This is a genomic window from Leisingera sp. SA32, assembly GCF_056033425.1.
In genome coordinates this window covers 375,217-389,265 of record NZ_JBVYHB010000003.1, presented here as the reverse complement: position 1 = coordinate 389,265, position 14,049 = coordinate 375,217, and the positions used below count along the sequence as shown (strand labels likewise).

The window sequence follows — 14,049 nt, the reverse complement described above, 5'->3', positions numbered from 1 at the left end:
CTGGTGATCACCGCGCCTCAGGCCGGGCGCGGCGGCAGATGCGGCAGCGTGGTGATCTCGACCTGCGCCGGGGTGATTGCCTCAAACCCCTGTGCCCAACCTGCGGGCGCCGCCCCGTGGGGGCTGACCGGACGCAGAGCCAGCGCCAGTGTCATGGCGATGACCAGCCCGCCGATGCGCAGATAATCCTTGATTGGCATGAATGCGCCCTCCTGTCTGAAATCGTTGTTCTGCAAGCTCAAACGCGGGTCCGCCGCAGTTCCGTCGCGGGACGGTTGGATTTTTTGGCACGAAGGGCGTTTTTTCCTCTTGCAGCGTGGGCAAGGACGCCCTAAATCACCGCTCACCGAATGGCAGCGCGGGCGTAGCTCAGGGGTAGAGCATAACCTTGCCAAGGTTAGGGTCGGGCGTTCGAATCGCCTCGCCCGCTCCATTCGACAGTGAACAGGCCGCCCTTCGGGGCGGCCTTTCGCATTCCGGCAAATGCCCCTAATCTGCCGCGGGCGGAAATCCTTGTGCGGAATCATCTTTGCACCTAGGAACGGAGCAGGAACAGATTCAGATGGGCGGAGCAGAATGCTGACATCGGTGGAACTATGCGCAGGTGCTGGCGGTCAGGCGCTGGGTCTGGAGGCGGCGGGCTTTGACCACACGGCGCTGGTGGAGATCGACAAGCATTGCTGCGCCACGCTGCGCCACAACCGCCCCGGCTGGAACGTGCTGGAAGAAGACGTGCGCAAGTTCAAGGACGTTGCCGGCGATTACAAGGGCATCGACCTGCTGGCCGGTGGCCTGCCCTGCCCGCCGTTTTCAGTAGCCGGCAAGCAGCTGGGCGAAAAGGATGAGCGCAACCTGTTCGATGACGCGATCGAGATCGTCGACGCCACCCGCCCCCGCGCGGTGATGATCGAGAACGTGCGCGGTTTTCTGGACGCGGTTTTCTCGGATTATCGCGACAAGCTGAAGAAACAACTGTCAAAACTCGGCTACGAAACCGACTGGCGGCTGCTGAATGCCTCGGACTACGGCGTGCCGCAGCTGCGGCCGCGGGTGGCGATCGTGGCGCTGCGGCGCGAATTCACCGGCCAGTTCAACTGGCCCGAACCGCTGCCCCATAATCCGCGCACGGTGGGTGAGACGCTGCTGGACCTGATGAAGGAACGCGGCTGGCGCGGCGCCGAGGACTGGGCCGCCAAGGCCGATGAAATCGCGCCGACCATTGTGGGCGGGTCCAAGAAACATGGCGGGCCGGACCTGGGGCCGACGCGGGCGCGGCGCGCTTGGGCGGCGCTGGGGGTCGAAGGGCGCACCATCGCCTATGAAGCCCCGGACCCGTTTCACAACGACATGCCGCGCCTCACAGTGCGGATGGTGGCGCGCATTCAGGGCTTCCCGGATGAGTGGCACTTCACCGGTGCCAAGACCAACGCGTATCGTCAGGTCGGCAACGCCTTTCCGCCGCCGGTGGCCGAGGCCGTGGCGCGCGAATTGAAGGCGGCGATTGCCAAGCCGAGGCTGCATGCCGTGCGGGCATGAGGCGTCCCCATCATTCTTGAACCAAGGGCGGCACCCGGCCCTGGGTGGGTGCGAAACGTCCTGCCGTTTTGCCGAAGGCGTATCTTTGGTTCGACGGAAGGGGCGGGTGCTGCCCGGCCTGCCGACCCGGCGGAACGCGATATGAAACAGAAACTCCCAGACAGCCTTGTCCTTCCGGGGCATCCGGACTTTGGCCTCCTGTCACCGCTGGCGGAGGAGATCACCGCCCGCGCGGGCGGCGCTCTGGCGTTGGAGCACGATGTGCCGCAGATGCTGAGGAAGTGCATCGACGATGTGATCATGACCCCCAAGACCGGGCGCCGCGCCTATGAGGAGCTGGAAAAGACCGAGAAGACCTATATCGGCACGCGGGTGGAGATTGAGCTGCGGGCGCTGCTGAGACTGCGCAAAGGACGGCTGGATACCGAGATCCTGGGGCAGGATGTGGACATCAAACACACCATGGGCGGCAACTGGATGATCCCCACCGAGGCGCTGGAGTGCGCCTGCCTTCTGGTGGCCGCAGACGAGGTGCGGGCGCGCTGCTATCTAGGGCTGATCGTGGCCCGGCCCGCCTACCTGACGGCAGGCCAGAACAAGGACGCCAAGCGCAGCGTCTCTGCCGATGGCTTCCGCAACATCCTGTGGCTGCTGCGAGATCAGCCCTATCCGGCCAATTTTTGGCGCACCGCAGACGAAGCAGCCGTGCGCCAGATTTTCGCCGGGGAGACCGGCAACGAACGCATGGCGCAGCTGTTCCGGCTGATCCAGCGCCGCCCGATTCCGCGGGACGTGGTGGAGGCGGTGGCGCAGCAGAAAGATTTCATGCGCCGAATCCGGGCCGATGGTGGCCATGGCACCCGCGACATCCTCGCACGCGAACAGATCGTGCTGCTGGAAGGCCAGAAAGACGCGCAACTAATCAAGGCGTTGGATCTGCCCCCCTGCCCGGCCAGCGCCTTTGTCTCCTGTCGCGTCGACAGCCCATATCACGCCCGCATGCTGGAACATTCCCGCCATCAGCTGCCGCAGCCCCGCGGCTGAGGCGGGTTTTGCGCTTATCCACAGATACTTGCGCAGCAACGGCATTTTCCGCTTGCAGCCCCGCGCCGAAAGCCCTAGATACGGCCTCACCGAATGGCAGCGCGGGCGTAGCTCAGGGGTAGAGCATAACCTTGCCAAGGTTAGGGTCGGGCGTTCGAATCGCCTCGCCCGCTCCATTTGGATCAAAAAAGCCGTCCCTCGGGGCGGCTTTTTGCGTTTGGCCAAGCCTGCCGCCGGGCTCGGATTTTCTGCTCGCAGCGTGCATTTTCCGCTTGCAGTCCCGGTGGCGATTTTCTATTCACCGCCTCACCAAATGGCAGCGCGGGCGTAGCTCAGGGGTAGAGCATAACCTTGCCAAGGTTAGGGTCGGGCGTTCGAATCGCCTCGCCCGCTCCATTTGGATCAAAAAAGCCGTCCCCCGGGGCGGCTTTTTGCTGTCCGACACGCCGGCCGCGCGGGCGGAAAGATCACTAGCCTCCGAATTTGATCAAATTCCTTTTGACGCGCCCTGCAAAACGCGCCAATGCTATGGCGAAACGGCCCATGCGGGCGCGCGACCGAAGGAGTTTGGCCATGGCCCCTGTGATCTATCCCACCACCAATTTCACCGCCACAGAGCAGCTGTGCCTGGACCGCGGCGAAGGCATCTATGTCTATGACACCGACGGTAAGAAATACATCGAGGGGCTGGCGGGGCTGTGGTGCACCTCGCTGGGCTACAGCAATACCGAGGTGATGGACGCGATCACGGAACAGCTGCACAAGCTGCCGTTTTCGCACACCTTCGGTGGCAAGACCCATGAGCCGATCCAGAAACTGGCAGAGAAGCTGAAAGCGATGGTGCCGGTGGAGGATGCCTATATCTTCTTTGGCAACTCCGGCTCGGACGCCAACGACACGCATTACAAGATGCTGCGCTATTACTTCAACGCCATCGGCAAGCCGGAAAAGCGCAAGATCATCACCCGCGAGCGCGGCTACCACGGGGTGACGGTGGCGGCGGGCTCGCTGACCTCGCTGCCCGCCAACCTGGCGCATTTTGATGCGCCGCTGGAGGCGCTGCACATTCTGCGCTCCGACGCGCCGCATTATTACACCGGTCGGCAGGGCAATGAGACCGAAGTACAGTTTGTCGACCGCATCATCAACAATCTGGAACAGCAGATCCTCGCCGAAGATCCCGACACCATCGCCGCGATGATTGTCGAGCCGATCACCGGCGCGTCCGGCGTGATCGTGCCGCCTGAGGGCTATTATGAGAAGTTGCAGACGCTCTTGCGCAAGCACGGCATTCTGATCTGGGCGGATGAGGTGATCTGCGGCTTTGGGCGCACCGGCGCGGACTTTGGCTGCACCACCATGGGCATCAAGCCGGACCTGATGACATTCGCCAAGCAGCTGTCCTCGGCCTATTTCCCGATCTCAGCGTCGGTCATTCCCGGCTGGATGTATGAGGCAATGATCGACCAGACCAACGAGGTCGGCGTGTTTGGTCACGGCTACACCTATTCGGGCCACCCGGCGGCCTGCGCGGCGGCGCTGAAAACGCTGGAGATCTACGAGCGCGACAACCTGTTTGACCACGCCGCCGAGGTGGGCGCCTACATGCAGGCGCAGCTGCGCGAGATCTTCACCGACCATCCGCTGGTGGGCGAAGTGCGCGGCAAGGGGCTGATCGCGGCGCTGGAGCTGGTGTCGAACAAGACCACCGGTGCGAGCTTTGAAAAAGGTGCTGCCGGCGCGGCCGCGCAGAAAGCCTGCGAGGCCAACGGGCTGATCCTGCGCGCGGTGGCCGGCAATGCGCTGGCGCTCTGCCCGCCGATCATCATCACCCGGGACGAGGTCGACGAGTTGCTGAAACGGATGAAAGCTGGCGTTGACGCGGCCTATACGGAGCTGAAGGACCAAGGGCTGATCGCCGCCTGATCCCGACCCCAGACCAGGAAACGCCCCGCAGCGCGGGGCGTTTTGCTTTTCGCTATCTGGCTGCTGAGCGGCCTAAAACACCTTGTAGGTCATGGTGGTCAGCGAGCGCTCGATGCCCTCGATCTGCAACAGCTTGTCGTTGATGTATTTACCGACATCCTCGCCGCTGGGGATGTAGAGCTTCATCAGCAGGTCGAAATTGCCGCTGGTGGAGTACAGTTCGGAGTGGATTTCATGCAGCGCGATTTCCTCGGCCACCTTGTAGGTGGTGCCGGGCTTGCAGCGGATCTGGACAAAGACGCAGGTGGACATGGGTGCCCCTTCTGATGGTGGTCGCAATTTGCGCCCAAGCTCGCATGGGGGCTGGCGCGGCGCAATAGGGGCGATGCAGGCAACAGTTTGGCGCGCTTGCACAATGCCGCACTTGAGCAAGCCCCCCTGCCCGCCCTATAAGCGCCCTCGCAGCTTGAGGAAGGACAGCCCGCCGATGCGTACAGCCAGTGTGACCCGCAAGACCGCGGAAACCGACATTTCCGTGGACATCAACCTGGATGGCACCGGGATCTATGACAACCAGACGGGGGTCGGCTTTTTCGACCACATGCTGGACCAGCTGGCGCGCCATTCACTGATCGACATGACCATCCGCGCCAAGGGCGATTACCACATCGACGACCACCACACGGTGGAGGACACCGGCATCGCGCTGGGTCAGGCGCTGGTGCAGGCGCTGGGGGACAAAAAGGGCATCCGCCGCTACGGCGAGTGCCACCTGCCGATGGATGACGCCCAGGTGCGCTGCGCGCTGGACCTGTCGGCACGCCCTTTCCTGATCTGGAATGTCGACCTGCCGACCCAGAAGATCGGCACGTTTGATACCGAGCTGGTGCGCGAATTCTTCCAGGGCTTCAGCACCCATGGCGGCATCACCCTGCACATCGACCAGCTGCACGGGTTCAACAGCCACCACATCGCCGAGGCCGCCTTCAAGGCGGTGGCGCGCGCGCTGCGGCTGGCGGTGGAGACCGACCCACGCAAGGCGGATGCGATTCCGTCGACCAAAGGGGCGCTGTGACATGCTGACGGCGATCATCGATTACGAATCTGGCAACCTGCATTCCGCCGAGAAAGCGTTTCAGCGCATGGCGCGGGAGCTGGACGCGGGCGAGGTCGTTGTGACCTCCGACGCCGATGTGGTGGCGCGGGCCGACCGGCTGGTGCTGCCCGGCGACGGTGCCTTTCCCGCCTGCGCGGCAGAGCTGCGCGGCCACAGGGGCATCTATGACGCCATGGTGGAGGCGGTTGAGCAGAAGGGCCGCCCGTTTCTGGGCATCTGCGTCGGCATGCAGTTGATGGCAACCACCGGGCATGAATACGCCGAGACCCCCGGCCTGGGCTGGGTGGGCGGTGACGTGGTCAAGATCGTACCGTCCGAGCCAACGCTGAAGGTGCCGCACATGGGCTGGAACGACCTGGTGATCGACAGCCCGCATCCGGTGTTTGACGGCATCAGCAGCGGCGATCACGTCTATTTCGTGCACTCCTACCATTTCCGCGTGGCGGATCCGGCAAACCGCCTGGCGCATGTGGACTATGGCGGCGACGTCACCGCGGTGATTGGCCGCGACACCATGCTGGGCATGCAGTTCCACCCGGAGAAAAGCCAGGCGACGGGGTTGCGGATGATCGGCAACTTCCTGTCCTGGGCGCCCTGAGCGCCGCCGCAGCGCGTGGTGATGTCAGCACGTCACAGGTGCCGCAGGGGCCGGCGCAATCTGCCGTTTTGAAGAATAGACACGGGGTCTGCTTCGATGCATACGGGGCGGACCTTTTGTTACCTCGGCCGCCAAATTGCACATCCGTTTCGAAAAATATGACCACGTCGACGGCAGGCACCGCTATTGCCTGCTGAGCCTGACGCCGACGCTGTTCGGTGACTGGTGCGTGGAACGGGTGTCCGGCCCGATCAACGCGCCCGGCGGCGCGCAGAAACGCACCTATCTCGCCGCCCACGGCGAGGCGCTGGCGATTTTCGAACGCTTCCGCGACCAGCAGCTGAAACGCGGCTATGCCCCGATTCCGGTGCAGCTGGGATTGCTCTAGACCCCGGCTGCACCGCGTCGCTTACCTGACGCTTACTTGACGCGGTTCCAGGTCTGTTTGGAGCAGATCAGCCCGCCCGCGACGCAACCGCGCAGCGCCAGGCTGCTGCCCGCCAGATCCATCTTGCCAGTGTAGATCTTGTTGTTCGACGGCCGCCAGACCTTGCCCGCGTAAGAGCCGTCCCCGTTCGGCACCATGTCGATCACCAGCGTCTTGCCCAGGTTGGGCGACTGATATTCGCCGCTGCTGTTGAATGTGCGAGCGATCTTGCCACAAACCGCGGCGCCGCATTTCACCATTTTGACATGGGCATAGGCGCCGTCGTCAGGCTGGGTCTTCCAGGTGCCCAGCACTGGATCGGCCGCCGCCGCCCCAGCCAGACCCAGTGCCACCGCGGCAGCTGTCAGCAGATGTTTCATTGCCAGTCCTCCCTGTTGATTGCGGCAGTCTGTCCCGGCGATTGCTTTTGGGGCAAGCTTGACCTAGGGTCGCGTTGCAATCCAGGCCAGCCTTGTGCAAAACACCGCCAGCATATTTCACAAAGGGCTGCCCGGATGATCCTCTACCCCGCGATTGACCTCAAGGACGGCCAGGCCGTCCGTCTGCTGCATGGCGACATGGACAAGACCACCGTGTTCAACGACAACCCCGCCGCCCAGGCGCTGGAGTTTGTCGAAGCGGGCTGCGAGTGGCTGCACCTCGTCGACCTCAACGGTGCCTTTGCCGGCGCACCGGTCAACGCCGCCCCGGTCGAGGAGATCCTGAAACAGACCAAGGTGCCCGCCCAGCTGGGCGGCGGCATCCGCGACATGGCCACGATTGAAACCTGGCTCGACAAGGGGCTGGCGCGGGTGATCCTGGGTACGGTGGCGGTGGAAAACCCCGACCTGGTGCGCGAGGCTGCACGCGCCTTCCCCGGCAAGGTCGCCGTTGGCATCGACGCCCGCAACGGGCGCGTCGCGACCAAGGGCTGGGCCGAGGAAACCGACGTGATGGTCACCGATCTGGCCAAGTCGTTCGAGGACGCAGGCGTGGCGGCGATCATCTATACCGACATCCTGCGCGACGGCGCGATGAAGGGCCCGAACGTGCAGGCCACCGCCGATCTGGCCAAGGCGGTCAGCATTCCGGTGATCGCCTCTGGCGGGGTGTCCTCGCTGGACGATCTGCGCGCGCTGAAAACCTGCGGTGCGCCGCTGAATGGGGCGATTTCGGGCCGTGCGCTCTACGATGGCGCCATCGACCTGGCCGAGGCGCTGGCGGTGCTGAAGGGCTGACGCCCGGCGTTTCTTTCTGGTCCGAAATATTCTGGGGGTGAGCGCCGTCCGGCGCGAGGGGGCAACGCCCCCTTCCCAGACCGCAACAATCCCGCCATAAGGTAGCCCATGCTGAAGACCCGTATCATCCCCTGTCTCGATGTCGCTGATGGCCGCGTGGTCAAGGGCGTCAATTTTGTCGGCCTGCGCGATGCGGGCGATCCGGTGGAATCGGCCAAGGCCTATGACGCCGCCGGCGCGGATGAGATCTGCTTTCTCGACATTCACGCGACCCATGAAAACCGTGGCACCATGTTCGACGTGGTGCGCCGCACCGCCGAGCAATGTTTTGTGCCGCTGACCGTGGGCGGCGGGGTGCGCAGCCGCGAAGACGTGCGCGCGCTGCTGCTAGCGGGGGCTGACAAGGTCTCTTTCAACTCGGCCGCGGTGGCCAACCCGGATGTGATCGCCGAAGCCGCGGACCAGTTCGGCAGCCAGTGCATCGTCTGCGCCATCGACGCCAAGACGGTATCCCCCGGCAAGTGGGAGATTTTCACCCATGGCGGCCGCAAGCCCACCGGCATCGACGCGGTGGAATTCGCCCGCCTGGTGACCGCCAAGGGCGCGGGCGAGATCCTGCTGACCTCGATGGATCGCGACGGCACGAAATCGGGCTTCAACCTGCCGCTGACACGGGCGATTTCCGATGCGGTGGACGTGCCGGTGATCGCCTCCGGCGGGGTGGGAAACCTCGACCACCTGGTCGAAGGCGTCACCGAAGGCGGCGCCTCGGCGGTGCTGGCGGCCTCGATCTTTCACTTCGGCGAATACACCGTGCAGGAGGCCAAACAACATATGGCCGCCGCCGGCATTCCAATGCGGCTGACCTGAAGGGGCATGTGATGAGCCTGCTGCACGATCTCGAAACCACCATCGGCACCCGCAAGGGCGCCGACCCCGACACCAGCTGGACCGCCAAGCTGCTCGCCAAAGGGCCGGAAAAATGCGCCGAGAAATTCGGCGAAGAAGCCATCGAGGCCATCATCGAGGCGGTAAAGGGTGACAAGGCGGGCCTCGCCTCCGAAGGCGCGGATGTGCTCTATCACTTCCTGGTGATGCTGGCCGCCCGTGACGTGGCGCTGGAGGATGTGTTGCGGGTTTTGGCCGAACGCCAGGGCCTTAGCGGCCTTGCCGAAAAGGCCGCACGCCCCAAGGACTGACAGCCCCCTTCCCGGCCCGCGGGGCCAGGCAGGCGCAGCTTCTGCGCGCCAGTGCGGCTTGCCCTTGACGCGCCATGCCCCCCACAACCGACAAGGCCCGGACGCGCCCGCCTGCTCGTCAGGGCCTCTCAGTAAAACAACCAGCGCCGCGCAGCGGCGCCCGGCCCAACCGTGCAGGCCGTCCAGCCGGACGACCTAAGCGGGCGGGAGCGCCCCGCCTTACCGCAAGCGTCAGAGTTTCGAGGAAATGATGCCAGTGGCAAAGCCACCCTGGCGCAGCTCACCGAACAGGCGCTGATACTCGATCTTGGGGCAGCGGTTCTGGATCACGGTCACGCCGCGCGCCTCGGCTTTGGCGGCGGCCTCGGCGTGTTCGACGCCGATCTGCATCCAGATGGTCTGCAGGTGCGGAAACGCCTCCAGCGCCTCGTCGACGATGGGCGGCACCGCTTCTGACCGGCGGAAGATGTCGACCATATCCACCGGCGCGTCTATGTCTGTCAGACTGGCGCGCACGGTCTCGCCAAACAGCATCTTGCCCGCGTGGCCAGGATTGACCGGGAACACCCGAAACCCCTTGAGCGTCAGATAGCGCGCGACGTAGTAGCTGGGTCGCACCGGATTCATCGACACGCCCACCACGGCAATGCTGCGGCTGCGTTGCAGGATGGATTTCAAAAGATCATCGCTGTAGCTGCTCATGCGGCGCAGCCTAAGGCCGACGGCCCGCGCCGCAAAGCCGGATTCACGCCTCATACGAAAAAAGCGCCCGGACAAGCCGGGCGCTGAGGTATGGAACGAGGGACAGTGAAAAAGAACTGCGGTGGTTCCACTCCGCAGTCCCTATTGAATATGGGTCACAGTTTCGAAAATAAAACCACTCCTCACAGCAATGTGAGGTGACGCCGCATTGCCGCTTCATTGCCGCAGAATCGCAGGCCAGTGCTGGCGCGCGCGGGCGATCAGCTCGCCCCTGCGTATCCTCCACAACCTCCGGGCCTCAGGGTTGTTGAGCAAGAACAACCTGCCATCAACGATCACCCAAAGCTGCGGATCTCCCGGCGCCAGCACGCCGCGTGACAAAGCATAGGCACAATAGCCGCCAAAGGCCGGAGCAAAGGCGCGCGGGCTGGCTTCGAAGCGGGCCCGGCTGTCGGCACTGACAAAGCGCCAGGTGACACCTTTCCACATCACCGCATGGCGGCGATGGCCGGGTTGCGCTGCGCCTTGCCGAAAGAAGGCCACCGGATCGTAGCCCCCGATGGCCACGCCCGCCTCCGCCGAAAACAGGCCGGTGTCCGCGCGCGCCGCAGCTGGCGGCAGCAGTAGTGCCACCAGAGACATCATCATCGCAAGGGCGCGCAAACTCACGTCTTTCTCCGCTACTGCAACTGTCGGCCCCCGTACGGGGGCTGGACACCGCTGTCAGCTTGCCCCAGCCTCGCAGCGTTGCAAAGCCGTCATACGCGGTTGTGATCCCCCGTTAAACGGTTCAGCGCGCAATGGAGGCATAGAGCGCGATCGCCGCCGCGTTGGAGACATTGAGCGAGCCGAAGCCACCCGCCGCGTCGATTTTGACCAGCTGATCCACGGTCTCCTTGGTCTTTTGCCGCAGCCCCGGACCTTCGGCCCCCAGCACAAGCGCAACCGGCAGGTGCTTCTTGCCCTCCAGAGCTGTTTCGATGGTCTGCTCAGCCTCGCCGTCCAGCCCCAGCACCAGGAATCCCATGTTCTGCAATTCGGTGATGCTGTCGGCCAGATTGCGCATCCGTAGGTAAGGCTGACGCTCCAACGCGCCGCTGGCGGTTTTGGCCAGGGCGCCGGTTTCCGGCGCGGAATGGTGGCGGGTGCCGATCACGGCACTGGCGCCCAGCACCTCTGCCGAGCGCAGGATAGCGCCGACGTTATGCGGATCGGTCACCCGGTCCAGCAGCAGCACGCGCGGCGCCTCTGCGCCGATGCAGTTTTCGGCCAGCCCGCCCCAGTTCAGCGGCTTCACCTCCAGCGCGGCGCCCTGATGGACGGACTGCGGATCGATCGGCGGGTTGAACTTGCGCGGGTCGATCACCTCGGCCTCAACGCCAGAGGCCGCGATGGCGTCCTCCAGTTTGGCCTGGGCATTCAGCGTCACCATCAAGCGCAGCTTTTCGCGCTTGGGGTTTTGCAGCGCATCGCGCACCGCATGCAGGCCAAACAGCCAGACGGTTTCAGCGGAACCGGCCTTCTTGGCTTGTTCTTTTTCGACGACCCACTTGGGTTTCTTGGACATTTTGCTCTCCGGCAGAAAGAAATTGAAGGCGGCTGGAAAAACTTGCGATTTTCCTGTTGACGCTCCTTTGGCCTGCTAGTAATCACGCCTCCACGTTAGGTGCAACACTCACCTGACAGTGGGCGACAGGCCGCAAGGTGTGGCAGGGGACTGTAACTCCCTCGCGGAGACGCACGCCTGGTTCGATTCCAGGGTCGCCCACCATCCCCAACCGGGATGGACTGACAAATCACTGAAACATCAGAAGATATTAACCGGCTCCGGTCGGCTCCGTGATGCACGCGGCGTGCAGCTGACCCGTTTGGATGCGCTGGTGCTTGCTGATTTATGCAGGCTGCCCACGACGGGATAAGACCGCTTCCGTCCGTGCAGGAGGAGGCAGAGATTGCCATTGAGGCGGCGCACGCGTGCGGGGCGAGAGCCATCATCGGTGAGCGGTCTGCCCGCTCGCTGGACGGCTGATAGCGGCCCCTCAGGCACCACGCCCCTGCAGACTCTCATACCCCGCCTCGTCGGGGTGTTCTTGCGGAGGATCCCGTCGATTGACCATGAGCCTCCTTTGGGTGCTGCCTCATCAAGCGCCATTGATGACGCAAGAAAAAAGCGCCAGCTTTGAGCTGACGCTTTTTGCAACATTTTGGGTAAAGGGCCGGTTCCGCCGCACGCCCTTTGAGTTTACTGGTCCAGAAAGCTACGCAGCTTGCGCGAGCGGCTGGGGTGCTTCAGCTTCCTGAGCGCCTTGGCCTCGATCTGGCGGATTCGTTCGCGGGTCACGCTGAACTGCTGGCCGACTTCTTCCAGCGTGTGGTCGGTGTTCATGCCGATGCCGAAACGCATCCGCAGGACCCGTTCTTCACGCGGCGTCAGCGAGGCCAGAACGCGGGTGGTGGTTTCCTTGAGGTTTTCCTGAATGGCGCTGTCCAGCGGCAGCACAGCATTCTTGTCCTCGATGAAATCGCCCAGCTGGCTGTCTTCCTCGTCGCCGATCGGGGTTTCCAGGCTGATCGGCTCCTTGGCGATTTTCATCACCTTGCGGACCTTCTCCAGCGGCATTTGCAGCTTTTCGGCCAGCTCCTCCGGCGTCGGCTCGCGGCCGATTTCGTGCAGCATCTGACGGCCGGTGCGGACCAGCTTGTTGATCGTCTCGATCATGTGGACCGGGATCCGGATGGTGCGGGCCTGATCCGCGATGGACCGGGTGATCGCCTGACGGATCCACCACGTGGCATAGGTCGAGAACTTGTAGCCGCGGCGGTATTCGAACTTGTCCACCGCTTTCATCAGGCCGATGTTGCCTTCCTGAATGAGGTCAAGGAACTGCAGGCCACGGTTGGTGTATTTCTTGGCGATGGAAATCACCAGGCGCAGGTTTGCCTCGACCATTTCCTTCTTGGCCTGACGGGCCTCTTTCTCGCCCTTTTGCACCTGCTGCACGATGCGGCGGAACTCCGAAATATCCAGGCCGACATACTGACCCACCTGCGCCATGTCAGAGCGCAGTTCCTCCACCTTGTCGGTGGAGCGTTCGATGAACATCTGCCAGCCACGACCGGACTTTTCGCCCATCTCGGCCAGCCAGTTGGGATCAAGCTCGCGGCCCCTATAGGCGTCGATGAATTCGCGGCGGTTGATGCGGGCCTGATCGGCCAGCTTGACCATGGAGCTGTCGATCTGCATCACCCGGCGATTGATGCCATAGAGCTGGTCGATCAGCGCCTCGATCCGGTTGTTGTGCAGGTGCAGCCCGTTGACCAGTTCAACGATTTCGGAACGCAGCGACTGGTACCGCGCCTCGTCGTCCACGCTGAAAGAGCCGTCCTCGTTCAGAGTGGCGGAGATCCGGCTGTCCTGCATTTCGCTGAGTTCGGCGAAGTCGGTCGAGATCCGCTCCAGCGTGGTCAGAACGCGATCCTTGAGCGCGGCCTCCATCGCGGCCAGCGACATGTTGGCCTGCTCGTCCTCGTCGTCGTCGTCATCTTCCTTGGAGATCGGATTGCCGTCAGCATCCAGCTCCGGGCCGTCGTCCTTGGCAGCTGGCTTGGCCGTCTGCACCGCGGAAGGGTCGACGACCGGCTCCTCAGTCTCGCCGTCCTCGTCCAGCTGGTTGCCAAAGGTGGCCTCCAGGTCGATGACGTCGCGCAGCAGGATGTCCTCGGACAGCAGTTCGTCGTGCCAGATGGTGATCGCCTGGAAGGTCAGCGGGCTTTCGCACAGGCCCGCAATCATCGTGTTGCGGCCAGCCTCAATGCGCTTGGCAATGGCGATCTCGCCTTCGCGGGACAGAAGCTCGACCGAGCCCATCTCGCGCAGGTACATGCGTACCGGGTCATCGGTGCGGTCCAGCTTCTCGGTCTGGGCGCCGGACAGCGCAACCTCGCGCGGGCCTTCGGTGGTCACAAGGTCGGTGGTGCCCTTGTTTTCCTCTTCCTCGGCCTCTTCGTCCTCGATGATGTTAATGCCCATTTCGCTGAGCATCGACATCACGTCTTCGATCTGTTCCGAGCTGACCTGATCCGGCGGCAGAACCTGATTGAGCTGATCGTAGGTGATGTAGCCTTTCTCGCGGGCCTCCGCGATCATCTTCTTGACCTGAGCCTGGCTCATGTCGAGGGAGATTTCGGCATCCTGATCGTCAGGTTTGCGGTCGTCGGTGTCTTTGGCGGCCATTCAATGCTCCATATCAGGGGCTGCGGGT

Annotated in this window: 16 protein-coding genes and 4 tRNA genes; 13 read left to right on the top strand and 7 right to left on the bottom strand. The window is 63.5% G+C overall.

The annotated features are described in order from the left end of the window. Positions 1 to 17: 17 nt before the first annotated feature. Positions 18 to 200: a hypothetical protein gene (locus AC0IPL_RS07050; RefSeq protein WP_474273100.1), complete on the bottom strand. Its 183-nt coding sequence runs from the start codon at positions 198 to 200 to the stop codon at positions 18 to 20. A 158-nt stretch (positions 201 to 358) separates the two neighbouring features. On the opposite strand from AC0IPL_RS07050, the gene AC0IPL_RS07045 reads away from it, so the two are divergent. The 6 genes from AC0IPL_RS07045 to AC0IPL_RS07020 all read left to right on the top strand — a co-directional run bounded on the left by AC0IPL_RS07045 (position 359) and on the right by AC0IPL_RS07020 (position 4,506). Further along, positions 359 to 433 (top strand) — tRNA-Gly (locus tag AC0IPL_RS07045). Positions 434 to 576: 143 nt separating this feature from the next. Next, on the top strand, positions 577 to 1,536 hold the full coding sequence (locus tag AC0IPL_RS07040) for a DNA cytosine methyltransferase (protein ID WP_474273098.1): 960 nt from the start codon (positions 577 to 579) through the stop codon (positions 1,534 to 1,536). Between the two features lie 141 nt (positions 1,537 to 1,677). After that, positions 1,678 to 2,580, top strand: a complete 903-nt coding sequence (locus AC0IPL_RS07035; RefSeq protein WP_474273096.1) for a NaeI family type II restriction endonuclease — start codon at positions 1,678 to 1,680, stop codon at positions 2,578 to 2,580. A gap of 101 nt (positions 2,581 to 2,681) precedes the next feature. Further along, positions 2,682 to 2,756 (top strand) — tRNA-Gly (locus tag AC0IPL_RS07030). A gap of 145 nt (positions 2,757 to 2,901) precedes the next feature. Next, a tRNA-Gly gene (locus AC0IPL_RS07025) sits at positions 2,902 to 2,976 on the top strand. 177 nt (positions 2,977 to 3,153) lie between these two features. Next, positions 3,154 to 4,506 carry an aminotransferase gene (locus AC0IPL_RS07020; protein ID WP_474273094.1) on the top strand — a complete coding sequence of 451 codons (1,353 nt, stop codon included), beginning with the start codon at positions 3,154 to 3,156 and terminating at the stop codon, positions 4,504 to 4,506. Positions 4,507 to 4,578: 72 nt separating this feature from the next. On the opposite strand, the gene AC0IPL_RS07015 is transcribed toward AC0IPL_RS07020, so the two are convergent. Further along, positions 4,579 to 4,818, bottom strand: coding sequence for an Lrp/AsnC family transcriptional regulator (locus AC0IPL_RS07015; RefSeq protein WP_474273093.1), 240 nt, complete (start codon positions 4,816 to 4,818; stop codon positions 4,579 to 4,581). 175 nt (positions 4,819 to 4,993) lie between these two features. On the opposite strand from AC0IPL_RS07015, the gene hisB reads away from it, so the two are divergent. The 3 genes from hisB to AC0IPL_RS07000 all read left to right on the top strand — a co-directional run bounded on the left by hisB (position 4,994) and on the right by AC0IPL_RS07000 (position 6,609). Beyond that, entirely contained in the window at positions 4,994 to 5,581 is a 588-nt protein-coding gene (hisB, locus tag AC0IPL_RS07010) for an imidazoleglycerol-phosphate dehydratase HisB (protein WP_474273092.1), read from the top strand. 1 nt (position 5,582) lies between these two features. Next, positions 5,583 to 6,221: an imidazole glycerol phosphate synthase subunit HisH gene (hisH, locus tag AC0IPL_RS07005; protein ID WP_474273091.1), complete on the top strand. Its 639-nt coding sequence runs from the start codon at positions 5,583 to 5,585 to the stop codon at positions 6,219 to 6,221. A gap of 136 nt (positions 6,222 to 6,357) precedes the next feature. After that, entirely contained in the window at positions 6,358 to 6,609 is a 252-nt protein-coding gene (locus tag AC0IPL_RS07000; protein WP_474273089.1) for a WGR domain-containing protein, read from the top strand. A 32-nt stretch (positions 6,610 to 6,641) separates the two neighbouring features. Here AC0IPL_RS07000 and AC0IPL_RS06995 read toward each other — a convergent pair whose 3' ends face one another. Next, positions 6,642 to 7,028, bottom strand: a complete 387-nt coding sequence (locus AC0IPL_RS06995) for a DUF2147 domain-containing protein (RefSeq protein ID WP_474273088.1) — start codon at positions 7,026 to 7,028, stop codon at positions 6,642 to 6,644. A gap of 135 nt (positions 7,029 to 7,163) precedes the next feature. Between AC0IPL_RS06995 and hisA the strand changes: the two genes are divergently transcribed. The 3 genes from hisA to AC0IPL_RS06980 all read left to right on the top strand — a co-directional run bounded on the left by hisA (position 7,164) and on the right by AC0IPL_RS06980 (position 9,085). Continuing rightward, positions 7,164 to 7,886, top strand: a complete 723-nt coding sequence (gene hisA / locus AC0IPL_RS06990) for a 1-(5-phosphoribosyl)-5-[(5-phosphoribosylamino)methylideneamino]imidazole-4-carboxamide isomerase (RefSeq protein WP_474273087.1) — start codon at positions 7,164 to 7,166, stop codon at positions 7,884 to 7,886. 108 nt (positions 7,887 to 7,994) lie between these two features. Further along, entirely contained in the window at positions 7,995 to 8,756 is a 762-nt protein-coding gene (gene hisF / locus AC0IPL_RS06985; protein ID WP_474273085.1) for an imidazole glycerol phosphate synthase subunit HisF, read from the top strand. Between the two features lie 11 nt (positions 8,757 to 8,767). Next, positions 8,768 to 9,085, top strand: coding sequence for a phosphoribosyl-ATP diphosphatase (locus tag AC0IPL_RS06980; protein ID WP_474273084.1), 318 nt, complete (start codon positions 8,768 to 8,770; stop codon positions 9,083 to 9,085). Between the two features lie 231 nt (positions 9,086 to 9,316). Here the strand turns inward: AC0IPL_RS06980 and AC0IPL_RS06975 are convergent, their stop codons facing one another. From AC0IPL_RS06975 to rlmB, 3 genes are all read right to left on the bottom strand, one after another. Then, on the bottom strand, positions 9,317 to 9,787 hold the full coding sequence (locus AC0IPL_RS06975; RefSeq protein WP_474273083.1) for a CoA-binding protein: 471 nt from the start codon (positions 9,785 to 9,787) through the stop codon (positions 9,317 to 9,319). A 216-nt stretch (positions 9,788 to 10,003) separates the two neighbouring features. Continuing rightward, positions 10,004 to 10,456 (bottom strand): YHS domain-containing (seleno)protein, encoded by a 453-nt coding sequence (locus tag AC0IPL_RS06970; protein ID WP_474273082.1) that lies wholly within the window; start codon positions 10,454 to 10,456, stop codon positions 10,004 to 10,006. Between the two features lie 121 nt (positions 10,457 to 10,577). Continuing rightward, positions 10,578 to 11,354: a 23S rRNA (guanosine(2251)-2'-O)-methyltransferase RlmB gene (rlmB, locus tag AC0IPL_RS06965; RefSeq protein WP_474273081.1), complete on the bottom strand. Its 777-nt coding sequence runs from the start codon at positions 11,352 to 11,354 to the stop codon at positions 10,578 to 10,580. 120 nt (positions 11,355 to 11,474) lie between these two features. Here rlmB and AC0IPL_RS06960 point away from each other — a divergent pair. Beyond that, a tRNA-Tyr gene (locus tag AC0IPL_RS06960) sits at positions 11,475 to 11,558 on the top strand. A 471-nt stretch (positions 11,559 to 12,029) separates the two neighbouring features. On the opposite strand, the gene rpoD is transcribed toward AC0IPL_RS06960, so the two are convergent. Beyond that, positions 12,030 to 14,021, bottom strand: a complete 1,992-nt coding sequence (gene rpoD, locus AC0IPL_RS06955; protein WP_474273080.1) for an RNA polymerase sigma factor RpoD — start codon at positions 14,019 to 14,021, stop codon at positions 12,030 to 12,032. Positions 14,022 to 14,049: the final 28 nt, after the last annotated feature.